General features: G+C 51.8%; 27 protein-coding genes. 14 read left to right on the top strand and 13 right to left on the bottom strand.

Annotation, left to right across the window (positions count from 1 at the left end):
• The first annotated feature begins 10 nt into the window (after positions 1-10).
• The 4 genes from A9180_RS16840 to A9180_RS16825 are packed head-to-tail and all read left to right on the top strand — an operon-like array spanning position 11 to position 2633.
• Positions 11-589, top strand: coding sequence for an ECF transporter S component (locus tag A9180_RS16840; protein WP_064529758.1), 579 nt, complete (start codon positions 11-13; stop codon positions 587-589).
• Positions 590-1297 (top strand): energy-coupling factor transporter transmembrane component T, encoded by a 708-nt coding sequence (locus tag A9180_RS16835; protein WP_064529757.1) that lies wholly within the window; start codon positions 590-592, stop codon positions 1295-1297.
• Positions 1285-1962, top strand: a complete 678-nt coding sequence (locus tag A9180_RS16830) for an ABC transporter ATP-binding protein (protein WP_064529756.1) — start codon at positions 1285-1287, stop codon at positions 1960-1962. The genes A9180_RS16835 and A9180_RS16830 overlap by 13 nt, the downstream gene beginning before the upstream one ends.
• Positions 1956-2633, top strand: coding sequence for an ABC transporter ATP-binding protein (locus tag A9180_RS16825; protein WP_064529755.1), 678 nt, complete (start codon positions 1956-1958; stop codon positions 2631-2633). Before A9180_RS16830 ends, A9180_RS16825 begins: the two co-directional genes overlap by 7 nt.
• Here A9180_RS16825 and A9180_RS16820 read toward each other — a convergent pair.
• The 6 genes from A9180_RS16820 to cmtB are packed head-to-tail and all read right to left on the bottom strand — an operon-like array spanning position 2605 to position 7959.
• Entirely contained in the window at positions 2605-3318 is a 714-nt protein-coding gene (locus A9180_RS16820) for a nucleoside/nucleotide kinase family protein (RefSeq protein ID WP_064529754.1), read from the bottom strand. The two genes, A9180_RS16825 and A9180_RS16820, sit on opposite strands and share 29 nt — an antisense overlap.
• Positions 3315-3824, bottom strand: coding sequence for a fumarase E (gene fumE / locus A9180_RS16815; protein ID WP_064529753.1), 510 nt, complete (start codon positions 3822-3824; stop codon positions 3315-3317). The genes A9180_RS16820 and fumE overlap by 4 nt, the downstream gene beginning before the upstream one ends.
• 21 nt (positions 3825-3845) lie before the next feature.
• Complete coding sequence (gene glpX / locus A9180_RS16810; protein ID WP_064529752.1) at positions 3846-4811, bottom strand: class II fructose-bisphosphatase; 966 nt, start codon at positions 4809-4811, stop codon at positions 3846-3848.
• Entirely contained in the window at positions 4808-6085 is a 1278-nt protein-coding gene (locus tag A9180_RS16805) for a zinc-binding dehydrogenase (RefSeq protein ID WP_064529751.1), read from the bottom strand. Before A9180_RS16805 ends, glpX begins: the two co-directional genes overlap by 4 nt.
• Before the next feature lie 14 nt (positions 6086-6099).
• Positions 6100-7488, bottom strand: a complete 1389-nt coding sequence (gene cmtA / locus A9180_RS16800) for a PTS mannitol transporter subunit IICB (protein WP_064529750.1) — start codon at positions 7486-7488, stop codon at positions 6100-6102.
• Positions 7489-7515: 27 nt separating this feature from the next.
• A complete protein-coding gene (cmtB, locus tag A9180_RS16795) occupies positions 7516-7959 on the bottom strand; it encodes a PTS mannitol transporter subunit IIA (RefSeq protein ID WP_064529749.1) in 444 nt (147 codons plus the stop codon).
• A gap of 377 nt (positions 7960-8336) precedes the next feature.
• On the opposite strand from cmtB, the gene A9180_RS16790 reads away from it, so the two are divergent.
• Positions 8337-9245, top strand: coding sequence for a prohibitin family protein (locus A9180_RS16790; RefSeq protein WP_064529748.1), 909 nt, complete (start codon positions 8337-8339; stop codon positions 9243-9245).
• A 217-nt stretch (positions 9246-9462) separates the two neighbouring features.
• Here the strand turns inward: A9180_RS16790 and tkt are convergent, their stop codons facing one another.
• Positions 9463-11454, bottom strand: a complete 1992-nt coding sequence (gene tkt / locus A9180_RS16785; RefSeq protein WP_064529747.1) for a transketolase — start codon at positions 11452-11454, stop codon at positions 9463-9465.
• Between the two features lie 277 nt (positions 11455-11731).
• Here tkt and loiP point away from each other — a divergent pair, with 277 nt between their 5' ends.
• A complete protein-coding gene (loiP, locus tag A9180_RS16780) occupies positions 11732-12490 on the top strand; it encodes a metalloprotease LoiP (RefSeq protein ID WP_064529746.1) in 759 nt (252 codons plus the stop codon).
• A 246-nt stretch (positions 12491-12736) separates the two neighbouring features.
• On the opposite strand, the gene speB is transcribed toward loiP, so the two are convergent.
• The 6 genes from speB to yqgD form a co-directional block, all read right to left on the bottom strand.
• A complete protein-coding gene (gene speB / locus A9180_RS16775) occupies positions 12737-13657 on the bottom strand; it encodes an agmatinase (protein ID WP_000105566.1) in 921 nt (306 codons plus the stop codon).
• A 135-nt stretch (positions 13658-13792) separates the two neighbouring features.
• Complete coding sequence (locus tag A9180_RS16770) at positions 13793-14524, bottom strand: hypothetical protein (protein WP_064529745.1); 732 nt, start codon at positions 14522-14524, stop codon at positions 13793-13795.
• A gap of 145 nt (positions 14525-14669) precedes the next feature.
• Positions 14670-16646, bottom strand: a complete 1977-nt coding sequence (speA, locus tag A9180_RS16765; protein WP_064529744.1) for a biosynthetic arginine decarboxylase — start codon at positions 16644-16646, stop codon at positions 14670-14672.
• An 8-nt stretch (positions 16647-16654) separates the two neighbouring features.
• A complete protein-coding gene (yqgB, locus tag A9180_RS16760) occupies positions 16655-16786 on the bottom strand; it encodes an acid stress response protein YqgB (protein WP_002461303.1) in 132 nt (43 codons plus the stop codon).
• 93 nt (positions 16787-16879) lie between these two features.
• Complete coding sequence (locus tag A9180_RS24955; RefSeq protein ID WP_274540060.1) at positions 16880-17023, bottom strand: hypothetical protein; 144 nt, start codon at positions 17021-17023, stop codon at positions 16880-16882.
• Between the two features lie 110 nt (positions 17024-17133).
• Entirely contained in the window at positions 17134-17385 is a 252-nt protein-coding gene (yqgD, locus tag A9180_RS24950; protein WP_064529737.1) for a protein YqgD, read from the bottom strand.
• A 55-nt stretch (positions 17386-17440) separates the two neighbouring features.
• On the opposite strand from yqgD, the gene metK reads away from it, so the two are divergent.
• From metK to ruvX, 8 genes are all read left to right on the top strand, one after another.
• Entirely contained in the window at positions 17441-18595 is a 1155-nt protein-coding gene (gene metK, locus A9180_RS16745; protein WP_064529736.1) for a methionine adenosyltransferase, read from the top strand.
• 435 nt (positions 18596-19030) lie between these two features.
• Complete coding sequence (galP, locus tag A9180_RS16740) at positions 19031-20425, top strand: galactose/proton symporter (protein ID WP_064529735.1); 1395 nt, start codon at positions 19031-19033, stop codon at positions 20423-20425.
• 76 nt (positions 20426-20501) lie between these two features.
• A complete protein-coding gene (locus A9180_RS16735) occupies positions 20502-20999 on the top strand; it encodes a SprT family zinc-dependent metalloprotease (protein ID WP_064529870.1) in 498 nt (165 codons plus the stop codon).
• 94 nt (positions 21000-21093) lie between these two features.
• Positions 21094-21801: a deoxyribonuclease I gene (endA, locus tag A9180_RS16730; protein WP_000286500.1), complete on the top strand. Its 708-nt coding sequence runs from the start codon at positions 21094-21096 to the stop codon at positions 21799-21801.
• Positions 21802-21879: 78 nt separating this feature from the next.
• Positions 21880-22611 carry a 16S rRNA (uracil(1498)-N(3))-methyltransferase gene (gene rsmE / locus A9180_RS16725; RefSeq protein WP_064529734.1) on the top strand — a complete coding sequence of 244 codons (732 nt, stop codon included), beginning with the start codon at positions 21880-21882 and terminating at the stop codon, positions 22609-22611.
• A gap of 12 nt (positions 22612-22623) precedes the next feature.
• Positions 22624-23574 (top strand): glutathione synthase, encoded by a 951-nt coding sequence (gene gshB, locus A9180_RS16720; protein WP_064529731.1) that lies wholly within the window; start codon positions 22624-22626, stop codon positions 23572-23574.
• Positions 23575-23682: 108 nt separating this feature from the next.
• Positions 23683-24246, top strand: a complete 564-nt coding sequence (locus tag A9180_RS16715; protein WP_064529727.1) for a YqgE/AlgH family protein — start codon at positions 23683-23685, stop codon at positions 24244-24246.
• Positions 24246-24662 (top strand): Holliday junction resolvase RuvX, encoded by a 417-nt coding sequence (ruvX, locus tag A9180_RS16710; RefSeq protein WP_064529726.1) that lies wholly within the window; start codon positions 24246-24248, stop codon positions 24660-24662. The genes A9180_RS16715 and ruvX overlap by 1 nt, the downstream gene beginning before the upstream one ends.
• Positions 24663-24770: the final 108 nt, after the last annotated feature.

Raw genomic sequence — 24770 nt, 5'->3', positions numbered from 1 at the left:
AGGTTTTCTTATGGCGCGTCGCCACTTTTCCAGTCAGGCTCTGGTGCTGATCGTTATCTCTATCGCCATCAACATGATCGGCGGTCAACTTGCCAGCATGGTTAAATTACCTATTTTTCTCGACTCAATCGGTACACTTATTAGCGCGGTACTACTTGGCCCGGTTATTGGAATGTTGACCGGCTTACTAACCAATTTACTCTGGGGATTACTGACTGACCCAATCGCCGCGGCGTTTGCTCCTGTGGCAATGGTTATTGGTCTGGTTGCAGGTTGGCTGGCGCGGGCGGGTTGGTTTCGCACTCTGCCGAAAGTCATTGTCAGCGGCGTGATGATTACCCTGGCGGTCACCGTCGTTGCTGTGCCACTCCGTACTGCGCTGTTCGGCGGCGTGACAGGAAGCGGAGCCGATTTGTTCGTCGCCTGGATGCACTCGATGGGGCAAAACCTGGTGGAGTCGGTGGCAATTACGGTAATGGGCGCGAACCTGGTCGACAAAATTCTCACGGCGGTGATTGTCTGGCTTTTACTCCGACAACTGCCGATTCGCACCACTCGCCATTTTCCGGCAATGGCTGCCGTGCGCTAAATGCATCCGTTTACTTCCTTAACGCTGTGGGCGCTGGCGGCCTGCACTACGCTTATCCTGCCCGCACAGACAATATTGCCGGTCTATAGCGCGGCGACTTTTTTCTGTCTTATTGCGCTAAAGGCCACGCGGCGGCGAGCAAAATATGTCGCCTGGCTGATGTTCTCGCTGGGGGCCGGGCTATGGCTGGTGCACGGTGGCTGGCTGACTGAATGGCTAAGTGGCACACCGCGCTCTGCAGAACAGTGGGCGCATGCAATTACGCTCTGGCTGCGGATTCTGGCTATCGTTTCAACCTCGCAGTTGTGGATGCAATACGTCCCCGTGCAACGTTTTATCCGCGCTTTGTTTGCTTCTCGCCTGCCGCCGGGCGTCGCTTATCTTTTTGCCGGGCCGTTGTTGGTCGTGGAGCAATTAAAACGGCAATTAGCGATTATTCATGAAGCGCAGCGCGCTCGCGGCGTGCCGCTGGATGAGAGCTGGTATCAGCGTTTACGCGCGATGCCCGCGTTAATTATTCCGCTGACTCATAATGCGCTTAACGATCTGGCAGTCCGCGGTGCGGCGCTGGATATGCGGGCATTTCGAATCCACAACCGACGTACAACGTTGTGGGCGCCGCCTGATAGTAACCTGGAAAAAATGGCGCGTTACATCATGATCTTGCTGATGCTGGCAGAACCCGGAGTGTGGCTATGGTTACGTTAGAACAGTTTTGCTATTTCCCTGCACACTCAACAAATCCTCCGTTCATTTATGACTTTCACTATGCCAAACCGGGGATGATCGCCATCTTTGGTAACAACGGCTGTGGCAAAAGTACGCTGGCGCAACTGATGGCGGGCTGGTATCCGGATTTTCTGCCCGGAGAAATTGCAGGCACGGGAACGCTTCTCGGTACACCCATTGGGCAGCTCCCGCTTAATGAACAATCCGCCACTATCCAGCTCGTCCAGCAATCGCCCTATTTACAGCTCTCCGGTTGCACCTTTAGCGTGGAGGAAGAGATCGCGTTTGGGCCAGAAAACCTGTGTCTTGCTGAAGCAGAGATTATGGCGCGAATTGACGCTGCCCTGACCCTGGCTGAGTGCCTGCCGTTGCGCCATCGCCACCCTGCAACACTCTCCGGTGGGGAAACCCAACGCGTGGTGATTGCCTGCGCCATCGCCATGCAACCAAAGCTATTAATTCTTGATGAAGCCTTTAGCCGCCTGACGCCGCAGGCCAGCGAAATGTTGTTGCAGCGTTTGCAACACTGGGCGCTGGAACGCGGTTCGCTGGTTATTCTTTTTGAACGTCATCGCACACCTTTCCTGAACTATTGCCAACAAGCGTGGCAACTGCAAAACGGAGCGATCCAGCCATTATGTTAACGTTAAATCAGGTAACTTATCGCTGGCCTGGCGCGGCAACGGATTGTCTTTGCGATATTTCTCTGCAACTCAAACAAGGTGAATGGCTGGCGCTGACTGGCGACAATGGCGCGGGAAAATCGACACTGTTGCGAGTAATGGCCGGTCTTCTTACGCCCACAGCCGGTACGGTTATGCTGCAACAACAGGCGATGAAAAACCTGAAGAACCGCCAACGTGCGGCAAACATTGGCGTATTGTTTCAGGAAGCGGAAAACCAGTTGTTTCACAGTACCGTCGCCGAGGAAATCGCATTTGGCTTGAAACTGCAAAAATGCCCGGCGGATGAAATCGCTCAACGCACCAATGCTGCCCTGCAATGCTGTCAGTTAGCAGACGTTGCCTGCGTGCACCCGTTAGATCTGCATAGTGCGCAGCGACGGATGGTCGCCGTCGCCTGCCTGGAAGCACTCTCTCCGCCACTATTACTACTGGACGAGCCGAGTCGGGATTTTGACGAAAATTGGTTGAGCGCGTTTGAAAGCTGGCTGGAAAAGTGCCGCCAGCGAGGCACGAGCGTCGTAGCAATCAGTCATGACGCCGCATTTACCCGGCGTCATTTCTCTCGCGTTGTGCGACTGGAAGGCGGTGTAATAAGAGACGTTAATCCACCAGGCGATATTCACCCGTAGCGGTCATCATTAAGGTTAAATTTGCGGGCTGACTCTGTTCAAGCACCCGACGAACATTCGGCCCGTCGGTACGTTCATAAAAGGCTTCTGCGTCTGCCTGCGATAATCCGCCCGCCAGCTTGCGCCCCACCAGACGCTCCCGCAATGCAGATGCGGGCGCTTTGATAAATATCGAGAAATCACAAAATTGCGCTAACGTGCGCCACTGCTCGTCATCCAGTAATAGCCAGTTTCCTTCGACGATGACGAGCGGCGCGGTAACGTGCAACGCATCTTCAACAGGATCATGTTTTTGTCGATCATACTGCGGCCACGTACAGTTACCCTGCGCGGCCTGACGTAGATTCTCCGCCAGTTTTGCCACATCGAACGTCTGCGGCGCACCTTTGTAAGGGCGTAGCTGATGTTCATCCAGCCAGGTGTTGTAATGGTGAAAGCCATCCATCGGTAGTGTCTGAATAGCGGGTAGTTCGGGGTCTTGTTGCGCGAGATATTCCCAGAAGGTAGTTAAGGTGGACTTACCCGTCCCCGGTGGAGCACACAGAAATACCACCGTACGCCGCTGCGGATTTACCGTCTGTAAGGCCGCCAGCATACGCAGTAGCGGTTTATGTACATTTTCAATTTCATCATCAGAGTACTGCGCCTGTACCTTTAGTCCATTCACCGTCAGTTCGATTTTCACGGCGTGAATTCCTTTAAAGTTGTCGTTACTGCCAGCGTCAGCGCCGTTTTGACCATCCCGCTAAAACGTGCCTCTGACCAGACGGCGAAATCGGCGAACTTCATCGCTTTTAACGCGTCATAGAGCGTCGCATTGCGGGTTATGCTATTGAGGTTGCTGATAAAATCCCAGGTAATGTCATCGTTAAATCCGGGCATTTCATCCTGTTCGTTCAGGTAATGCCAGAACTGGGAAAAATGCGTGATATCGGCGTACAGCCATTTATCCATTTTCCCCAGCGCATAAATCAAACGCAGCGCAACATCAATATCGTCAAGCGGGCCGCTTTGGGCGAGCAACGGCTTCACTGCATATTCGACGATCTCTTCATCGTTATCGACAAACAGCGACGGCAGAAACTGGCGTATCCCCTGGAGCAAAATGGCATGCGCAGTTTTCATAAATGAAAATAAATTGTCCTGTGCATCCAGTTGCTCAAGCACATCATCTTCTGTCAGCGTCGCCATTGGTCTTCCGATAGATCACCATCAATGCAGGGAGTCTATTATATTACACGTTTGGTCCGCGCCGCCGATTAGTAATGTCTGCGTCCGCACCCCATTCGCCGTCTGTTGGATACCGTTCACCAGCTCTCCGCCCGTTACACCCGTGGCGCTAAAGAGGATATCGTTACCCTTCACCAGTTCGTCGAGCGAGTACACACGGTTCACTTCAACACCCATTTCCCTGCAACGCTGGCGCTCTTGTTCTGCAATTTGCCTATTTTCGGTGTAGTCGCCTTTGGCCTGGCAAACATCGATTAATTCCGCCTGCATATCCCCGCCTAACGCTTTAACAGCACAGGCAGAAATAACGCCTTCCGGTGCGCCGCCGATGGTGTACATCACATCGTAAGGATTATCCTGCCAGCAGGTCAGCACGCTGGCGGCGACATCGCCATCTGGCAGAGCAAAAACCTTCACGCCCAGTTGTGCCGCTTCCTCAATTGCGGCCCGAAGACGGGGTTTATCCAGCGTAACCATGCGAAGCTGGTCCAGTGGTTTACCCAACACGTTTGCCACGTTGCGCAGGTTGTCCGTCAGAGGCAAAGACAGATCAATCGCGCCCGCAGCCAGTCGATTAACAACCAGCTTTTTCATATACATATCGGGCGCGTGTAACAGGCTGCCTCGTGGGGCAAAGGCCATGACCGCCAGCGCATTGCTCTGCCCCATCGCCACCATCCGCGTGCCTTCAATCGGATCAACCGCGATATCGACTTCTGGCCCATCACCCTTACCCACCTCTTCGCCAATCCACAGCATCGGCGCATGGTCAATTTCCCCCTCGCCGATAACTACTCGCCCACGAAAAGCAACGTCGTTCAACGCCTGACGCATCGCAGTAACCGCCAGACCATCAATTTTATTTTTGTCGCCACATCCGGTTTGCGGCCAGGCAGCCAACGCTGCCTGTTCCGTAACGCGAAATAATGGCCACGCCAGGGACATCATTGCGCGGCCTCCCCAATATCAACGCCAAATTGCGCCAGCAGATATTTCTCGGCCTGTTCATTCCAGATGCCGTGCGTTTCCTCAACCAGCCGCGCCAGTTCTTTAAACAGCGGATCGGTTTTCCCTTTTTCGGCAAAATCGGCAATGGCGGTGAGCGGCATGGTCACGCCGTTATAAATGAGTTTTTTACCGCCAGGGATATCCGGCAGATTGAGCACGGTTTCTGGCACCGCATCCAGCCCACCGATATGGGTCACCATAAACGACGGCTGCAACTGCCCCGTGGCGCTAAGGGCAATCGCCTCTTTCATGTCGTCCGTTGAACCGCCGGATGTACCGACGACGTGCGTGCTGTTGTAATGGACGTTGTAGAAATTAAACGGCACTTTGAAGTTTTTATCCGTCGGCCCGGCAAAGAAGTTCAGGCAGCCATCTTCCGCCAGTAATTCGTCAGCCATCTCAACGACAGCAGGCACCGCCGCATAAACAAAAATGTCATCGAACCCGACATCTCCTGTAAGCGCCCGCAGCATCTGGACAGGATCGCTCATCCCTTTGGTATTCACATATACCAGCTCAATGCCTTTACTGGCCGCCAGCTCCACCGGTAGCAGCTTCTGCACCTGCGCCAGTCGTTTTTCGTCGATATCGACCACCACCACCCGCGACGGTTGTATATCGCCGTTAATAGCATAATCGATAGCGCCAATCCCCATCGGGCCAGCACACGCCAGCAGAGCAATATTGCCGCCAGGTTTGACGCCCATGCGATGTTCATAAACATATTGCGTAGTGTGATAATTGGCATGATAAGCGCCAATAATGCAGCACATCGGCTCCGCCAGCGACGCCGCAGCAAAATAAGAGCCGTGATACGGTAATACGCAGCCCAAATTAATCGCGATTTCGGGAATAATCATATAGGTGGCGTTACCGCCAAAATATTCGTAGCTGTAGCCCGCTGAATATCCGCTTGGTAGCCCCATTGCCGGTTGCAATACAAATCGCTGACCTTTTTTATATTTGTCGGTGAGATTTTTACCCACCTCAACAATCACGCCAGCGCATTCATGCCCGGTAATGACCGGATGATTTTCTAAATCGTCGGGTACTCGTTTATGTTCGCTGCCGAGCAACGCCGCTTTCCATGTCGATAAACAGACGCTGTCGGAAATAACACTGACCAAAAGTTCGTTATCAGTAATTTCGGGCAACTCAAATTCGCGCAGACGGACATCCCGCTTGCCATAAATAGCAGCAACTTTAGTTTTCATTTTTACCTCGGCAATCAGTTTTTATGTTCAGCGGTTAATTGACTAAATAAAGTGTCGAGTTTTGGATCGCCAATATAGTTATTAATCAATATCAGCGGCTTATCCGTCACGCGCTTCACTCGCCCTTCCAGACTGGCGTGAGTGACGACGATATCAGCATCCGCAGGTACGTTTTCGATGGCGTAATGTTTTACTTCAATTGCCAGCCCTGCTTTTTCCAGACGCTTACGGAAGGTGGTTGCGCCCATCGCGCTAGAGCCCATCCCCGCATCGCAAACAAAGGCAATACGCTTAATACGGCTTAACGAGAATGCACCTTCCTGCTTCATTGCTTTAACCGCATTGGCAGACTCGGTAAATTCATCTTCACTCTCAGTTTCCACTGTTTTTTCCATCTTCAGTATCAGGGAAGTGATGACAAAAGACACCAGCGTGCCTACCGTAACTCCGGCAATCGTCGCCAGGAACGAGCCTTTCGGCGTCAGCGCCAGGTAGGCAAAGATAGACCCCGGGCTTGGGCCAGCAACCAGACCACCGTCCAGCAAATTAAACATCCAGGTGCCAGACATACCGCCCGCAATCATGGCGATAATGGTCAGCGGCTTCATCAGCACATACGGGAAATACAGTTCGTGTATCCCACCGAGGAAGTGAATAATCATCGCACCAGGTGCAGAGCGCTTACTCATCCCTTTACCAAACAGAGTGAATGCCAGCAGCAGCCCTAAGCCAGGCCCCGGGTTGGACGCCACCATAAAGAAGATGGATTTACCGTTAACCGAAGCCTGTTGCATCCCCAACGGGTAATAGACGCCTTGATCGATCGCGTTATTGAGGAAAAGCACTTTCGCCGGTTCATTGATAACAGACAGCAGAGGCAGATAGCCCGCATGTACCAGCGCCTCAATACACTCTTTGACGAAAGTATTGGCAATTAACACCGCCGGGCCGATAACTTCAAAACCCAACAGACAGAGGATCATCCCCGCGATACCTAATGAGAAGTTATTGATAACCATCTCAAAACCAGCAGGTATACGTTTTTCCAGTGCCTTATCGACATATTTGATGACCAGACCACCTAACGGTCCCATAATCATCGAGCCCAGGAACATCGGAATTTCAGCACCGACAATAACACCGATAGTACCGATTCCGCCCATGACCGCGCCGCGTTTACCGCCGACCAGATGACCACCGGTAGAACCAATCATCACGGGCAATAAATAGGTAATCATCGGGCCGACAATTTTGGCGAAATGTTCGTTAGGCAGCCAACCAGTAGGAATAAATAATGCAGTAATAAAACCCCAGGCAATAAAAGCACCAATATTGGGGATGACCATTGCAGTCAAAAATCCCCCAAAAGCCTGGACCTTTGCACGAGCAGACTTGTTTTCCATAATATTATCCTGTAGAGGAGAGAGTCATTATCCGCGGTTGATAATGTCCGCTAATTGTTTTTCTGATGTTGCTGTTAATAGTTGTTCGAGTATTTCTTCTTCGCACAGTAATTCACTTAACGCCTGAATAGCGTCAATGTGTGAATCGGCATCGGCAGCCGAAAGCCCGATGAGTAATTTAATCGGTTCGTCATTCTCAGGAAAATACACAGGCTGTTCGAGTAATGTCAGCGACATCCCGGTTTTAAGCGCCCCACATTCCGGTCGCGCATGAGGCATTGCTACACCTGGGGCGAGAATATAATAAGGGCCATTGTTAATAGTGGAATCTTTAATGGCCTGAATGTAATTCTCGCTGATATAGTTTTTATCCAGCAATGATGCCATCGAAAAATCGATAGCTTCCTGCCAGTCTTTTGCTGAATGTATAACTGAGATTGATGACTCTGGAAAATAATCAATAAGCCGCATAAATCATCCTTATTTTATTTTTAGGGTACCGTCCAGCGGTAAAAATAAAATACGCGTGAGATTTAATGAAAGCAATTGGGTGCGTGAGAATAAAAATCCCACAAACCAAAATAATAAAACGTTAAATAACAATTAGATGGAATTGATATTTTTAAAGTCAACTTTGTATTTGTTATATACATCACATAATTAACATTTTATGCGTTGCCATATTTGTGATAAATATCACTATTTGTTTATTGAATGTTCGAAAACGTACTTATTTAACCCAATGTTTTTTCGTTCGCCCTCTTTATAGATTCTGAATTCTCACCTGTTGGCTGTTTTCTCTTCACCTTATGTGACATATTCCCACACTTTACTCAAGGAAGATTCACATGAAAGCGCCTGTTTCAATAACCGCATTTCGCCCACAAAAATCTATTGCTATCGCCATTGGCGTTCTTGCCGTGGTTGTGCTGCCATTTCTCTCATATTACACCGTTAATGAAGGCGAACGCGGCATTTTGCTGCGCTACGGAAAAATAGTAAAAGTCGCCGAGCCGGGTCTGGGTTTTAAGATCCCGTTTATGGAAAGCGTGGAGAAAATTTCCACGCGTAATCAGGCCGTGGTCTATCAGGGATTACAGGCCTACAGCCGCGACCAGCAACCGGCACAAATGACAGTATCAGTCAGCTTCCACATTAAACCTTCAGAAGCTGGCGCGGTATATACCACCTATAACACCATTGAAGCATTAAAAGATCGCCTGATTGTCCGTCAGTTGCCAACTCAACTGGAGAACGTTTTCGGCCAATATACGGCCATCAGCGCCGTGCAGGATCGTACAAAGCTGGTTCAGGATCTGCAAAATGCCATGCGTAAAGCCGTTGTTGGGCCGGTGGTGATTGACGGGGTACAAATTGAAAATATCGATTTTTCTGACGCTTATGAGAAGTCGATTGAAGATCGAATGAAAGCGGAAGTCGCCATTGCCACACGTAAACAAAATCTGGAAACGGAGAAAATCCAGGCGCAAATTGCGGTAACTCAGGCTCAGGCAGAAGCTGACAGTAAACTGGCCGCAGCTAAAGCGGAAGCGGAGACTATTCGCGTAAGAGGCGCGGCTGAAGCTGAAACTATTCGTTTAAAAAGTGCGGCAGAAGCAGAAGCTATCCGCCTGCGCGGTGAAGCCCTGCGGGACAATCCGGGTCTTGTGGCCCTCACCACTGCCGAACGCTGGGACGGCAAATTACCCGATACTATGATCCCCGGCAGTACCGTTCCGTTTATCTCCACCAAGTAAAAAGAGCCGCGTTTGCGGCTCTTGAGACTGATGGCAAAGGCTAAATTGCCTGATGCGCTACGCTTATCAGGCCTACACAGTCCCTGCAATATATTGAATTTGCATGATTTCGTAGGCCGGATAAGGCGTTCACGCCGCATCCGACATGAACAACGCGCACTTTGCCAACAATATGAAGGGCCGCATTTGCGGCCCTTCTCACAAAGCATCTTACCGATTACAGCAGTTCTTTTGCTTTCGCAACAACGTTGTCAACGGTGAAGCCGAACTCTTCAAACAGCAGCTCTGCCGGAGCAGATTCACCGAAGGTAGTCATACCGACGATAGCGCCATTCAGGCCAACATACTTGTACCAGTAGTCAGCAATGCCTGCTTCCACTGCAACACGAGCGGTAACTGCTTTCGGCAGTACGGATTCACGGTAAGCCGCATCCTGCTTGTCGAATGCGTCGGTAGACGGCATGGAAACCACGCGCGCTTTGACGCCTTCGGCAGTCAGTTTTTCGTAGGCAGCGACAGCCAGTTCAACTTCAGAACCGGTAGCGATGAAGATCAGTTCTGGCTGACCAGCGCAGTCTTTCAGCACATAGCCACCGCGCGCGATGTTTGCCAGCTGCTCTTCTGTACGTTCCTGCTGCGCCAGGTTCTGACGGGAGAGGATAAGCGCAGTCGGGCCGTCCTGACGCTCAACGCCGTATTTCCACGCTACTGCGGATTCAACCTGGTCGCACGGACGCCATGTAGACATGTTCGGGGTCACGCGCAGAGAAGCCACCTGTTCAACCGGCTGGTGAGTCGGGCCATCTTCGCCCAGACCGATGGAGTCGTGGGTGTAAACCATCACCTGACGCTGTTTCATCAGCGCAGCCATACGTACGGCGTTACGTGCGTATTCCACGAACATCAGGAAGGTGGAGGTATACGGCAGGAAGCCACCGTGCAGGGAGATACCGTTGGCAATCGCGGTCATACCGAACTCGCGAACACCGTAGTGGATGTAGTTGCCCGCAGCATCTTCGTTGATTGCTTTAGAACCAGACCACAGAGTCAGGTTGGATGGCGCCAGGTCAGCGGAACCGCCGAGGAATTCCGGCAACAGCGGGCCGAACGCTTCGATAGCATTCTGAGACGCTTTACGGCTGGCGATTTTCGCCGGGTTAGCCTGCAATTTAGCGATGAACTCTTTCGCTTTCGCGTCGAAGTCAGACGGCATTTCGCCTTTCATACGACGAGTGAATTCAGCAGCTTCCTGCGGATAAGCTTTCGCGTAAGCCGCAAACTTCTCGTTCCATGCGGATTCTTTCGCCTGGCCTGCTTCTTTCGCATCCCACTGAGCATAGATTTCAGACGGGATTTCGAACGGCGCGTATTTCCAACCCAGCTGTTCGCGGGTCAGTGCAATTTCAGCGTCGCCCAGCGGCGCGCCGTGGGAGTCATGAGTACCGGCTTTGTTCGGTGAACCGAAACCGATGATGGTTTTACACATCAGCAGGGACGGTTTGTCAGTCACTGCGCGCGCTTCTTCTACGGCGCGTTTAATGGATGCTGCATCATGACCGTCGATGTCGCGAATAACGTGCCAGCCGTAGGCTTCGAAACGCATTGCGGTATCGTCGGTGAACCAGCCTTCAACGTGACCATCAATAGAGATGCCGTTGTCATCGTAGAACGCAATCAGTTTACCCAGCTTCAGCGTACCTGCCAGAGAGCAAACTTCGTGGGAAATGCCTTCCATCATGCAGCCGTCGCCCATGAAGGCGTAGGTGTAGTGGTCGACAATGTCGTGACCCGGACGGTTAAACTGCGCCGCCAGCGTTTTTTCTGCAATCGCCATACCGACTGCGTTGGCAATACCCTGACCCAGCGGACCAGTGGTGGTTTCTACACCAGCGGTGTAACCCACTTCCGGGTGGCCCGGCGTTTTGGAATGCAGCTGACGGAAGTTTTTCAGCTCGGATATCGGCAGATCGTAACCAGTGAGGTGCAGCAGGCTGTAGATCAGCATGGAGCCGTGGCCGTTGGACAGCACGAAGCGGTCACGGTCAGCCCAGGACGGATTCTGCGGGTTGTGTTTCAGGAAATCACGCCACAGGACTTCGGCAATGTCAGCCATACCCATCGGGGCGCCCGGGTGACCGGATTTGGCTTTCTGTACTGCGTCCATGCTCAGCGCACGAATAGCATTGGCAAGCTCTTTACGTGAGGACATTTTGACTCCAGATCGGATGATGAAGGGCACGCCCTTAACGACTTGACGACAGCGCGTTTTGGGCTACGCCGGAAAATTTGCCAACAATTTACCGCAAGCCGCGCGTCATGTACATGGAACATCCTTTTGCCGTTTCAGAAATCTCTGGATCATGCTCGCATGTTGCGCAATCTGCTCGCTCGTCCGCTGCGCTTTTCCTTATACTCAGGATGAGCGTCGATTCACCTGCAAACGGCGCATTTTTAGAATAATCCTGACCTTGTGCGGAAGAGAAAACATGAAAATTCGCGCCTTATTGGTAGCAATGAGTGTGGCAACGGTGTTGACCGGTTGCCAGAATATGGACTCCAGTGGACTGCTCTCATCAGGAGCGGAAGCTTTTCAGGCTTACAGTTTGAGCGATGCGCAGGTGAAAGCCCTGAGCGATCAGGCATGCCAGGAGATGGACAGCAAGGCGACGATTGCGCCAGACGGTAGTGAATATGCTAAACGTCTGACCACCATTGCTACTGCGCTGGGGAATAACATCAACGGTCAGCCAGTAAATTACAAAGTGTATATGGCGAAGGATGTGAACGCCTTTGCAATGGCCAACGGCTGCATCCGCGTCTATAGCGGCTTAATGGATATGATGACGGATAACGAAGTCGAAGCGGTGATCGGTCACGAAATGGGGCACGTGGCGTTAGGCCATGTGAAGAAAGGGATGCAGGTAGCACTTGGTACCAACGCTGTGCGAGTTGCGGCGGCATCGGCGGGTGGAATTGTCGGCAGTTTGTCACAGTCACAACTCGGTGACCTGGGCGAGAAATTAGTCAATTCGCAATTCTCCCAGCGCCAGGAAGCAGAAGCGGATGATTACTCTTATGATCTTCTTCGCCAGCGTGGCATCAGCCCGGCAGGCCTTGCCACCAGCTTTGAAAAACTGGCGAAGCTGGAAGACGGCCGCCAAAGCTCAATGTTTGACGACCATCCGGCCTCCGCCGAACGCGCCCAGCATATTCGCGACCGTATGAGCGCGGATGGGATTAAGTAAGCGTTTTATTACGCCGGATGCGGTGCCTGGTGCATCTTATCCGGCCTACGGGTGCCGAGCGTAGGTCGGATAAGGCGTTCACGCCGCATCCGACATTAATGGCACATTTGTTACCCTGTGCGCATTGCCGGATGCGATGCCTGGTGCATCTTATCCGGCCTACGGGTACCGAGCGTAGGGCGGATAAGGCGTTCACGCCGCATCCAACATTAATAGCACGTTAGCCGTGCGCATCTTATCCGACGCTTACTCGCCCTTTTTCGCCGCCTGAATATACAGCATCTCCAGCGCCAGCGTCGCCGCAGCCAGAGCGGTGATTTCTGACTGATCGTATGCCGGAGCCACTTCCACTACGTCCATCCCAACGATGTTGAGATCTTTCAGACCACGTACCAGTTTAATGGCGCGATCGGAGGTCAGGCCGCCAATCACCGGCGTACCAGTTCCCGGCGCAAATGCAGGATCCAGGCAGTCGATATCAAAGGTCAGGTAAACCGGCATATCACCTACAATCTGCTTCACCTGAGCGATAACGTCATCCACGCTGCGATCGTTCACCTGGCAGGCGTCCAGCACGGTAAAGCCGTTGTCTTTATCGAACTCGGTACGAATACCAATCTGTACGGAATGATTCGGGTCGATCAGACCTTCTTTCGGCGCGGTATAGAACATGGTGCCGTGGTCAAATTCACAACCGTTAGCGTAGGTATCGGTGTGGGCGTCAAAGTGCACCAGCGCCATTTTGCCGAAATGTTTCGCATGGGCGCGCAGCAGCGGCAGCGTAACAAAGTGGTCACCACCGAAGGAGAGCATACGTTTACCAGCAGCCAGCAGTTTTTCTGCGTGCGCCTGCAGTTTCTCGCTCATTTCACGGGCATCGCCGAAGGCATACACCAGATCGCCGCAGTCCACGACGTTCAGACGCTCACGCATGTCGAAATTCCACGGGAAGCGGTTGTGTTCCCAGGCCAGATTAGTTGAAACCTGACGGATCGCCGCCGGACCGTGGCGTCCACCCGCACGACCAGAGGTGGCCATATCGAACGGCACGCCGGTAATCACCCAGTCAGCGTCACTGTCGTACGGCTGGAAGTTCATCGGCAGGCGTAAAAAACCAAAGGCGTTGGAAACCAGTGAGTTATCGTATTGATGACCTAAGGTGCTCATGGATGGACTCCTATTACAAAGTCGATATAAAAAAACCCTTCCGCGTCGTTAGGCCCGACGAGGAAGGGTTGGATTTGCGAAACACAAGTTTGTGCTAATTATCGCCTTAAATGGGCGAGGCATCAAGCGAGGTTGCTATTTACGACACGGTGGCGGCGCATAGCCATTGTTGTCTGCCGGAAAGGCTTGCGCAGAGCACGGCGGCAGCGAGTTTTTCGCCGGGCCTTGCAATTCAAAGGCGGCAAAGCCGATTACCCCGGTATTACGCACATCGCCTTGCGCTGAATTAGCGGCGTAGGAATCAGCAACGTTGGCGAACTGAAAGGCTGCTTCGGTATGTTTATCTTTACGGAAACCTTTAATCGCTAACGACTCACCGGCATTCACAATATAGCCATTGTTATTCAGCGAACCTTGTTTACCATTCAGAACATCCAGGCCATCAACCGTAGCAACAATCTCGTAGTTGGTGTTACGACTGTAATTACGGACATATAATTGATAATTCATTCCTACCCTGGCATGAACAATATATCGCGGTTCATTATTTGATGAATCATACACTCGCGTAATAGGTAACGAATTAAAATTAGCATCGCGAATAGCATATTCCAGTTCGTTAATCCGAATGCTATAAACGCGGTCGTAGCCGGAAGGAACATTAGTCGAATAACTAATAACGATCATCTCTGCCGGATCGCGCCAGGCGCGTTCAGCAGATACGCCCTGAACCGTTGAGTGCACATCCCCACCCCAGGCGGTGCCGACATTGCCAGATGCGCTGCTATTATACTGCGCATTACTGGCGCACCCCGCCAGCAGCACAATTAATCCTATCAATGCACCGCGTAGTTTCCATTTTTTCATAACCGTTCCCTCTGCATTTAATTAATGCAGCGATTGTAGGGAGATTATTTAAGAAGAAAAGCAGCCAATTTATTTTTAAGAATATATAAAAAGAAAACGGGCCGATTTAATCATTTAAATCGGCCCGCCAGTGGAATAATCTTAATTATTCATCTTCAAGATAGGTATAACCGTACAAACCTGCCTCGAACTCTTCCAGGAACTGTTGTTGCAGTTCAGCATCAAGATCGGTGTTCTTCACTTGATCACGGAACTGGGTTAACAGTGTTTTCGGATCGAGCTGCACATATTGCAGCATATCCGCCACGGTATCACCTTCATCAGACAGTTCCACTTCTACGCTACCGTCAGGGAAGACAAACACATCAACCGCTTCGGTATCACCAAACAGGTTGTGCATGTTGCCGAGGATCTCCTGATATGCGCCGACCATAAAGAAACCGAGCATCGGCGGATTCTCCGGATCGTATTCCGGCATTGGCATTGTCGTGGCAATACCGTCACCATCGATATAGTGATCGATAGCACCGTCAGAATCACAGGTAATATCCAGCAGCACAGCGCGGCGTTCCGGCACTTGATCCAGCCCTTCCAGCGGCAGAACCGGGAATAGCTGGTCGATCCCCCATGCATCCGGCATCGACTGGAACAACGAGAAGTTGACGTACATCTTGTCCGCCATACGTTCCTGCAATTCGTCGATAATCGGACGATGCGCACGGTTTTGCGGATCCAGTTGCTTCTGCACTTCGTGACACATACTCAGATAGAGCTGTTCCGCCCATGCGCGCTCTTGCAGGCTAAAGGTGCCGGAAGAGTATCCGATGTGGATATCGTGCAAGTCCATCTGGCTGTCATGCAGCCACTCACGAAGAGAGCGGCGAGTCCCCGGTTCGTGCATTTCCTGCCAGGTTTCCCACATGCTTTGCAGTGCGCGCGGCGCGTCATCTGCGGGCGCGGTCGGCACCGTGTATTCGTTACGTTCCACGCCGATGATATTAGACACCAGCACGGTATGGTGAGCAGTCACCGCACGACCCGATTCGGTGATCACCGTCGGATGCGGCAGACCATTTTCTTCACAGGCATCGCCAATCGCCCAAATGATATTGTTGGCGTATTCATTGAGGCCGTAGTTCACCGAACAATCGGACTGCGAACGAGTACCTTCATAATCCACGCCCAGACCGCCGCCGACGTCAAAGCACTGAATATTAACGCCGAGCTTGTGCAGCTCAACATAGAAGCGCGCGGATTCACGAACGCCGGTGGCGATATCGCGAATATTCGCCATCTGCGAACCAAGGTGGAAGTGCAACAATTGCAGGCTGTCGAGACGCCCTGCTTCACGCAGCGTTTCAACCAGTTGCAGTACCTGAGTCGCAGCCAGGCCGAACTTCGATTTTTCCCCGCCGGAGGACTGCCATTTGCCCGAGCCCTGTGAAGCCAGACGCGCACGCACGCCCAGACGAGGAACGACATTCAGACGTTCTGCTTCATCCAGCACAATAGCGATTTCTGACATCTTCTCAATGACCAGATAGACCTTGTGACCCATCTTCTCGCCAATCAGCGCCAGACGGATATATTCGCGGTCTTTATAACCATTACAGACGATGACGCTGCGGGTCATGCCTGCATGCGCAAGCACCGCCATCAACTCTGCTTTCGAGCCTGCTTCCAGTCCCAGCGGTTCGCCAGAATGAATCAGGGACTCAATCACGCGGCGATGCTGGTTAACTTTAATTGGATAAACGAGGAAGTAGTCGCCGTTATAGCCGTAAGATTCACGCGCACGTTTAAACGCGGCGTTAATGGAACGCAAACGGTGCTGCAGGATCTGCGGGAAACAGAACAGTGCAGGCAGACGCTGGCCCTGCGCTTCGCGGGTTTTCACCAACTGCGCGAGATCAACGCGAGCTTCCGGGACGTCCGGGTCCGGGCACACGCTGATGTGGCCCAACTCGTTAACGTCATAGTAGTTATTGCCCCACCAGGCAATATTGTAAGTACGCAGCATCTTGCTGGCTTCCTGGGAGCTCATTGCAACCTCCTGCATGGAGCGTAGTACACCGTGTTCGCCCGCTGACGAAGGCAAACTCATAGACATGTCGTCAGACATAGCGAACCTCAAATTATTTTATTAAGTGTAAAACAGTTAACCACTATCGCAGCCTCAAACTGCGATAACAACCCATAAGCACACGGATTTTCCAGCAGCGTATGCTGACGCTCCGACTGCGCAATCGGTTTCTTTTTCATAACATTATTAAGCACATAACCGAACGTAAGTGTGACAGTTCGGCGAAACCACGAGAAAACTCTTGTTTTTACAAGAGCGCCCTTGTTCAGTCCTCAATAACTGTTGCCAGCTCTTGAATCCTGAGAAGCGCCGAGATGGGTATAACATCGGCAGGTATGCAAAGCAGGGATGCAGAGTGCGGGGAACGAATCTTCACCAGAACGGTGAGACTGATTAAGCAGCAGACAACGGTTCATTATTTCGTATCACCTCCACGGCCGCCTGTTAAGACGAACCAACAAGCCAAAACTCTGATTTCAACCCGGCTGGAAGTGGCAACACGAAAGAATCGTCGTGTGCTTTTTATTTAAGCCGCGCGCCGCGTTTTATACCCCACAATGGCAGAAAATTGCAAAAGATAAATACGCAGAATGCCAGCATTGTCAGGAAAAATTTCCAGCCACGTTTTTAACAGAATGAGACACGATTCAAAAAAAAGTGGAAATCGGGTGAAGGATTGACCTAAAATAGCCATCCAGATGTTAATCCATCCATACTGATTAACACTCAGACTGCCAGTGTTTTTAACCTGTCGAGTCGTGGTAGGATCCGCTACCACAGAAAATCCACACAACAGTTTGAGCTAACCAAATTCTCTTTAGGTGATATTAAATATGGCAAAACACCTTTTTACGTCCGAGTCCGTCTCTGAAGGGCATCCTGACAAAATTGCTGACCAAATCTCTGATGCCGTTTTAGACGCGATCCTCGAACAGGATCCGAAAGCACGCGTTGCTTGCGAAACCTACGTAAAAACCGGCATGGTTTTAGTTGGCGGTGAAATCACCACCAGCGCCTGGGTAGACATCGAAGAGATCACCCGTAACACCGTTCGCGAAATTGGCTATGTGCATTCCGACATGGGCTTTGACGCTAACTCTTGTGCGGTCCTGAGCGCCATCGGCAAACAGTCTCCTGACATCAACCAGGGCGTTGACCGTGCCGATCCGCTGGAACAGGGCGCGGGTGACCAGGGTCTGATGTTTGGTTACGCAACCAATGAAACCGACGTGCTGATGCCAGCCCCAATCACCTATGCACACCGTCTGGTACAGCGTCAGGCCGAAGTGCGTAAAAACGGCACTCTGCCGTGGCTGCGCCCGGACGCGAAAAGCCAGGTGACCTTCCAGTATGACGACGGCAAAATCGTCGGCATCGATGCTGTCGTGCTTTCCACTCAGCACTCTGAAGATATCGACCAGAAATCTCTGCAAGAAGCGGTGATGGAAGAGATCATCAAGCCGATTCTGCCGGCTGAATGGCTGACTCCCGCTACCAAATTCTTCATCAACCCGACCGGACGTTTTGTTATCGGCGGCCCGATGGGCGACTGCGGCCTGACTGGTCGTAAAATTATCGTTGATACCTACGGCGGCATGGCACGTCACGGTGGCGGCGCGTTCTCTGGTAAAGATCCATCAAAAGTGGACCGTTCTGCAGCCTACGCAGCACGTTATGTAGCGAAAAACATCGTGGCTGCGGGCCTGGCTGACCGTTGCGAAATCCAGGTTTCCTACGCAATCGGCGTGGCAGAGCCGACTTCCATCATGGTGGAAACTTTCGGTACTGAGAAAGTGCCTTCTGAACAGCTGACCCTGCTGGTGCGCGAGTTCTTCGACCTGCGTCCATACGGTCTGATTAAGATGCTGGATCTGCTGCACCCGATCTACAAAGAGACTGCAGCATACGGTCACTTTGGCCGCGAACATTTCCCGTGGGAAAAAACCGACAAAGCGCAACTGCTGCGCGATGCTGCCGGTCTGAAATAATCTTTCATTACCCGCTTTCAAAGGCCAGCCTCGCGCTGGCCTTTTCTTTTACCTCACCGCGGTGGATAGGCGTTCACGCCGCATCCGGCAAAAAAGCCGCCCGCAATATAACTTCATTCTTCCTGAACACCTTTACCCGTAAATTATCACCACCACTGAAACCGATTACATCAACGATACCAGCCAATCATTCCTACTATTTTCATCGTATTATTAAGTTTTCACAGTTGTTACATTTCTTTTCAGCAAAGTCTTAATTGCAGATAACATCACTTAATCTATGATGATATAACTCAATTATTTTCATGCACTTAAATTATAACAATAATGAATGTTAGTGTAATCGATTACACTGATGTGATTTGCTTCACATCTTTTTACGTCGTACTCACCTATCTTAATTCACAATAAAAAATAACCATATTGGAGGGCATCATGCCTGACGCTAAAAAACAGGGGCGGTCAAACAAGGCAATGACGTTTTTCGTCTGCTTCCTTGCTGCTCTGGCGGGATTACTCTTTGGCCTGGATATCGGTGTAATTGCTGGCGCACTGCCGTTTATTGCAGATGAATTCCAGATTACCTCGCACACGCAAGAATGGGTCGTAAGCTCCATGATGTTTGGTGCGGCGGTCGGTGCGGTAGGCAGCGGCTGGCTCTCCTTTAAACTCGGGCGCAAAAAGAGCCTGATGATCGGCGCAATCCTGTTTGTTGCCGGTTCGCTGTTTTCTGCCGCTGCGCCGAACGTTGAAGTGCTGATTCTTTCCCGCGTGCTGCTGGGACTGGCGGTGGGTGTGGCCTCCTATACCGCGCCGCTTTACCTCTCCGAGATTGCGCCAGAGAAAATTCGCGGCAGTATGATCTCGATGTATCAGTTGATGATCACTATCGGGATCCTCGGTGCTTATCTTTCTGATACCGCCTTCAGCTACACCGGCGCATGGCGCTGGATGCTGGGTGTGATTATCATCCCGGCAATTTTGCTACTGATTGGCGTCTTCTTCCTGCCAGACAGTCCACGTTGGTTTGCTGCCAAACGCCGCTTTGTTGATGCCGAACGCGTGCTGATGCGCCTGCGCGACACCAGCGCGGAAGCCAAACGCGAACTGGATGAAATCCGTGAAAGTTTGCAAGTTAAACAGAGCGGTTGGGCGCTGTTCAAAGAGAACAGCAACTTCCGCCGCGCGGTGTTCCTTGGCGTACTGTTGCAGGTGATGCAGCAATTCACCGGGATGAACGTCATCATGTATTACGCGCCGAAAATCTTCGAACTGGCAGGATATACCAACACAACTGAACAAATGTGGGGGACCGTGATCGTCGGCCTGACCAACGTACTCGCCACCTTCATCGCTATCGGCCTTGTTGACCGCTGGGGACGTAAACCAACATTGACGCTGGGCTTCCTGGTAATGGCAGTGGGCATGGGCGTACTGGGTACAATGATGCACATCGGTATTCACTCACCGTCGGCGCAGTATTTCGCCATCGCCATGCTGCTGATGTTTATTGTCGGTTTTGCCATGAGTGCCGGTCCGCTGATTTGGGTACTGTGCTCCGAAATTCAGCCGCTGAAAGGCCGCGATTTTGGCATCACCTGCTCCACTGCCACCAACTGGATTGCCAACATGATCGTTGGCGCAACGTTCCTGACCATGCTCAACACGCTGGGTAACGCCAACACCTTCTGGGTGTATGCTGCTCTGAACGTACTGTTTATCCTGCTGACATTGTGGCTGGTACCGGAAACCAAACACGTTTCGCTGGAACATATTGAACGTAATCTGATGAAAGGTCGTAAACTGCGCGAAATCGGCGCTCACGATTAATCTCCTCAGGCTTCCTCCCGTCATGGAGGAAGCCACCTCTTGCAGTCATCTTTTCTTCGCTCTATCCTCTGCCGCTATGAAAACATCCCGTCTCCCTATCGCCATCCAACAGGCCGTTATGCGTCGCCTGCGGGAAAAACTCGCCCAGGCCAACCTGAGGCTGGGGCGTAACTATCCGGAGCCAAAACTCTCTTACACCCAGCGCGGAACCTCTGCCGGAACAGCCTGGCTGGAAAGCTATGAAATTCGCCTCAATCCCGTTTTGCTGTTGGAAAACAGCGAGGCTTTTATAGAAGAAGTGGTGCCGCACGAACTGGCACATTTGCTGGTATGGAAACATTTCGGGCGCGTGGCGCCACATGGCAAAGAGTGGAAGTGGATGATGGAAAGCGTGCTGGGCGTTCCCGCCCGTCGTACGCATCAGTTCGAACTGCAATCCGTGCGTCGCAACACCTTCCCCTACCGCTGTAAGTGCCAGGAACATCAGCTTACCGTACGCCGCCATAATCGCGTAGTTCGTGGCGAGGCCGTCTATCGCTGTGTTCACTGCGGTGAACAGCTGGTTGCGAAATAACCACCTGAACTATCAGGAACTTTCCTGATCTGGCTGATTGCATACCAAAACAACTTTCGCTACGTTGCTGGCTCGTTTTAACACGGAGTAAGTGATGTACCGTTATTTGTCTATTGCTGCGGTGGTACTGAGCGCAGCATTTTCCGGCCCGGCGTTGGCCGAAGGTATCAATAGTTTTTCTCAGGCGAAAGCCGCGGCGGTAAAAGTCCACGCTGACGCGCCCGGTACGTTTTATTGCGGATGTAAAATTAACTGGCAGGGCAAAAAGGGCGTTGTTGATCTGCAATCGTGCGGCTATCAGGTGCGCAAAAATGAAAACCGCGCCAGCCGCGTAGAGTGGGAACACGTCGTTCCCGCCTGGCAATTCGGTCACCAGCGCCAGTGCTGGCAGGACGGTGGACGTAAAAACTGCGCTAAAGATCCGGTCTATCGCAAGATGGAAAGCGATATGCATAACCTGCAACCGTCAGTCGGCGAGGTGAATGGCGATCGCGGCAACTTTATGTACAGCCAGTGGAATGGCGGTGAAGGCCAGTACGGTCAATGCGCCATGAAGGTCGATTTCAAAGAAAAAGCTGCCGAACCACCAGCGCGTGCACGCGGTGCCATTGCGCGCACCTACTTCTATATGCGCGACCAATACAACCTGACACTCTCACGCCAGCAAACGCAGCTGTTTAACGCCTGGAACAAGATGTATCCGGTCACCGACTGGGAGTGTGAGCGTGACGAACGCATCGCGAAGGTGCAAGGCAATCACAACCCGTATGTGCAACGCGCTTGCCAGGCGCGAAAGAGCTAACCTACACTAGCGAAATTCTTTTTGTTAACCCTACCCCACGCGCGCAACCGCGTGGGGAGACGACGCGGATTTTTAACCATGCGTATCCCCCGCATTTATCATCCTGAACCACTCACCAGCAATTCGCAGATCGCGCTTTGTGAAGATGCCGCTAACCATATCGGGCGCGTCCTGCGTATGGGGCCGGGTCAGGCATTACAGTTATTTGACGGCAGCAACCAGGTCTTTGATGCAGAAATCACCAGCGCCAGCAAAAAAAGCGTGGAAGTTAAAGTGCTGGAGGGCCAGGTAGACGATCGTGAATCCCCCTTGCATATTCACCTCGGTCAGGTGATGTCGCGCGGAGAAAAAATGGAATTCACTATCCAGAAATCGATAGAACTTGGTGTAAGCCTCATTACGCCACTTTTTTCTGAACGCTGCGGCGTTAAACTGGATAGTGAACGTCTGAACAAGAAGCTCCAGCAGTGGCAGAAAATTGCAATTGCCGCCTGCGAGCAGTGTGGTCGTAATCGGGTACCTGAAATCCGTCCGGCAATGGATCTGGAAGCCTGGTGTGCAGAGCAAGATGAAGGCTTGAAACTCAATCTTCACCCGCGCGCCAGTAACAGCATCAACACGTTGCCGTTGCCGGTCGAACGTGTCCGCCTGCTGATTGGCCCGGAAGGCGGTTTGTCGGCAGATGAAATTGCCATGACTGCCAGCTATCAATTTACTGATATCCTGTTGGGACCTCGCGTTCTGCGTACTGAGACAACAGCGCTCACCGCCATTACCGCGCTACAAGTGCGTTTTGGCGATCTGGGCTAACGGAGAAGAATAATGATCAAGCTCGGCATCGTGATGGACCCCATCGCAAGCATCAACATCAAGAAAGATTCCAGTTTCGCTATGTTGCTGGAAGCACAGCGTCGTGGTTACGAACTTCACTATATGGAGATGGCCGATCTCTATTTGATCAATGGTGAGGCTCGCGCTCGTACGCGTACTTTGAGCGTCGAACAGAACTACGACAAATGGTACGAGTTCACGGGTGAGCAGGATCTGCAACTGGCCGATCTCGACGTGATTCTGATGCGTAAAGATCCGCCGTTTGATACCGAGTTTATCTACGCGACCTATATTCTGGAACGCGCCGAAGAGAAAGGGACGCTGATCGTTAACAAGCCGCAGAGCCTGCGCGATTGTAACGAAAAACTGTTTACCGCCTGGTTCTCAGACTTAACGCCAGAAACGCTGGTCACGCGTAATAAAGCGCAGTTGAAAGCGTTCTGGGAAAAACACAGCGACATCATTCTTAAGCCGCTGGATGGTATGGGTGGTGCATCTATTTTCCGCGTGAAAGAAGGCGATCCGAACCTTGGTGTCATTGCCGAAACCTTGACCGAACACGGCACTCGCTACTGCATGGCACAAAATTATCTGCCAGCTATTAAAGATGGTGACAAGCGAGTGCTGGTGGTGGATGGCGAACCAGTACCGTACTGCCTGGCGCGTATTCCGCAGGGCGGTGAAACCCGTGGTAATCTGGCTGCCGGTGGTCGTGGCGAACCTCGTCCGCTTACTGAAAGCGACTGGAAAATCGCCCGTCAGGTAGGACCGACGCTGAAAGAAAAAGGGCTGATTTTTGTTGGTCTGGATATTATCGGTGACCGACTGACTGAAATTAATGTCACCAGCCCAACCTGTATTCGTGAGATTGAAGCAGAGTTTCCGGTGTCTATCACCGGAATGTTAATGGATGCTATTGAAGCACGATTACAGCAGCGATAACCCTGTTTAGCGAGAGGGATCTCGTTGAGACTATGAGTGACAGCGCCCTTCTTTCCACGCATACTGGGCGCTGTTGCTTTTTTGAACCAGGAAACAGAACCTCTGACAATGAATTTACAGCATCACTTTCTTATTGCCATGCCTGCTCTCCAGGATCCGATTTTCCGTCGTTCCGTGGTCTACATTTGCGAACATAATACCAATGGAGCAATGGGGATCATCATTAACAAGCCACTGGAAAATCTCAAAATTGAAGGGATTCTGGAAAAGCTGAAGATCACGCCGGAGCCGCGTGATGAATCTATCCGCCTGGACAAACCGGTTATGCTTGGCGGCCCGCTGGCTGAAGATCGCGGGTTTATTTTGCATACTCCGCCCTCCAATTTTGCGTCCAGCATTCGTATTTCAGACAACACGGTGATGACCACTTCCCGCGACGTGCTGGAAACACTCGGCACCGATAAACAACCTGCTGACGTGATAGTAGCTCTTGGTTACTCCTCCTGGGATAAAGGTCAACTGGAACAAGAAATTCTCGATAATGCCTGGCTAACCGCCCCGGCAGATCTGAATATTCTGTTCAAAACGCCGATAGCCGACCGCTGGCGCGATGCGGCAAGATTGATTGGTGTTGATATTCTCACCATGCCTGGTGTGGCAGGGCATGCCTGATGAGCGGAACCTTACTCGCCTTCGATTTTGGCACTAAAAGCATTGGCGTGGCGGTCGGTCAACGCATTACCGGCACCGCTCGCCCTTTGCCTGCAATTAAAGCACAGGACGGTACGCCGGACTGGAACCTTATTGAGCGTTTACTAAAAGAGTGGCAGCCAGACGAAATCATTGTCGGTTTGCCGCTGAATATGGACGGCACCGAGCAACCATTAACCGCCCGGGCGCGTAAATTCGCCAACCGTATTCATGGCCGTTTCGGTGTTGAAGTGAAGCTACATGACGAGCGTCTTAGCACCGTGGAAGCGCGTTCCGGTCTGTTTGAACAGGGCGGCTATCGGGCGCTCAACAAAGGTAAAGTCGACTCTGCCTCTGCGGTTATCATTCTCGAAAGTTATTTCGAACAGGAATATTAAGGCGATTCACAAACCTGGTGGATTGTAGTTAACGTCATCGTTCCGTCTTGCCGGATGCGGCGTGAACGCCTTATCCGGCCTACATGTGACAACGAACGTAGGTCTGAT

Origin of the sequence: Escherichia sp. B1147, from assembly GCF_001660175.1 — a bacterium.
In the GTDB taxonomy this organism is placed as follows: domain Bacteria; phylum Pseudomonadota; class Gammaproteobacteria; order Enterobacterales; family Enterobacteriaceae; genus Escherichia; species Escherichia whittamii.
Note: the sequence above shows the minus strand (reverse complement) of the source record. Positions and strands in the feature narration are given on the sequence as shown.

Bases quoted from the DNA above. Each gene is read 5' to 3' on its own strand.
- glpX (WP_064529752.1), bottom strand. From the start codon at position 4,811: ATGATGTCCCTGGCGTGGCCATTATTTCGCGTTACGGAACAGGCAGCG.
- speA (WP_064529744.1), bottom strand. From the start codon at position 16,646: ATGTCTGACGACATGTCTATGAGTTTGCCTTCGTCAGCGGGCGAACAC.
- A9180_RS16825 (WP_064529755.1), top strand. From the start codon at position 1,956: ATGTTAACGTTAAATCAGGTAACTTATCGCTGGCCTGGCGCGGCAACG.
- speB (WP_000105566.1), bottom strand. From the start codon at position 13,657: ATGAGCACCTTAGGTCATCAATACGATAACTCACTGGTTTCCAACGCC.
- A9180_RS16835 (WP_064529757.1), top strand. From the start codon at position 590: ATGCATCCGTTTACTTCCTTAACGCTGTGGGCGCTGGCGGCCTGCACT.
- cmtB (WP_064529749.1), bottom strand. From the start codon at position 7,959: ATGCGGCTTATTGATTATTTTCCAGAGTCATCAATCTCAGTTATACAT.
- loiP (WP_064529746.1), top strand. From the start codon at position 11,732: ATGAAAATTCGCGCCTTATTGGTAGCAATGAGTGTGGCAACGGTGTTG.
- A9180_RS16830 (WP_064529756.1), top strand. From the start codon at position 1,285: ATGGTTACGTTAGAACAGTTTTGCTATTTCCCTGCACACTCAACAAAT.
- tkt (WP_064529747.1), bottom strand. From the start codon at position 11,454: ATGTCCTCACGTAAAGAGCTTGCCAATGCTATTCGTGCGCTGAGCATG.
- A9180_RS16715 (WP_064529727.1), top strand. From the start codon at position 23,683: ATGAATTTACAGCATCACTTTCTTATTGCCATGCCTGCTCTCCAGGAT.
- gshB (WP_064529731.1), top strand. From the start codon at position 22,624: ATGATCAAGCTCGGCATCGTGATGGACCCCATCGCAAGCATCAACATC.
- ruvX (WP_064529726.1), top strand. From the start codon at position 24,246: ATGAGCGGAACCTTACTCGCCTTCGATTTTGGCACTAAAAGCATTGGC.
- A9180_RS16840 (WP_064529758.1), top strand. From the start codon at position 11: ATGGCGCGTCGCCACTTTTCCAGTCAGGCTCTGGTGCTGATCGTTATC.
- rsmE (WP_064529734.1), top strand. From the start codon at position 21,880: ATGCGTATCCCCCGCATTTATCATCCTGAACCACTCACCAGCAATTCG.
- galP (WP_064529735.1), top strand. From the start codon at position 19,031: ATGCCTGACGCTAAAAAACAGGGGCGGTCAAACAAGGCAATGACGTTT.
- A9180_RS16790 (WP_064529748.1), top strand. From the start codon at position 8,337: ATGAAAGCGCCTGTTTCAATAACCGCATTTCGCCCACAAAAATCTATT.
- A9180_RS16735 (WP_064529870.1), top strand. From the start codon at position 20,502: ATGAAAACATCCCGTCTCCCTATCGCCATCCAACAGGCCGTTATGCGT.
- metK (WP_064529736.1), top strand. From the start codon at position 17,441: ATGGCAAAACACCTTTTTACGTCCGAGTCCGTCTCTGAAGGGCATCCT.
- A9180_RS16770 (WP_064529745.1), bottom strand. From the start codon at position 14,524: ATGAAAAAATGGAAACTACGCGGTGCATTGATAGGATTAATTGTGCTG.
- A9180_RS16805 (WP_064529751.1), bottom strand. From the start codon at position 6,085: ATGAAAACTAAAGTTGCTGCTATTTATGGCAAGCGGGATGTCCGTCTG.
- yqgB (WP_002461303.1), bottom strand. From the start codon at position 16,786: ATGAAAAAGAAACCGATTGCGCAGTCGGAGCGTCAGCATACGCTGCTG.
- cmtA (WP_064529750.1), bottom strand. From the start codon at position 7,488: ATGGAAAACAAGTCTGCTCGTGCAAAGGTCCAGGCTTTTGGGGGATTT.
- endA (WP_000286500.1), top strand. From the start codon at position 21,094: ATGTACCGTTATTTGTCTATTGCTGCGGTGGTACTGAGCGCAGCATTT.
- fumE (WP_064529753.1), bottom strand. From the start codon at position 3,824: ATGGCGACGCTGACAGAAGATGATGTGCTTGAGCAACTGGATGCACAG.
- A9180_RS24955 (WP_274540060.1), bottom strand. From the start codon at position 17,023: ATGAACCGTTGTCTGCTGCTTAATCAGTCTCACCGTTCTGGTGAAGAT.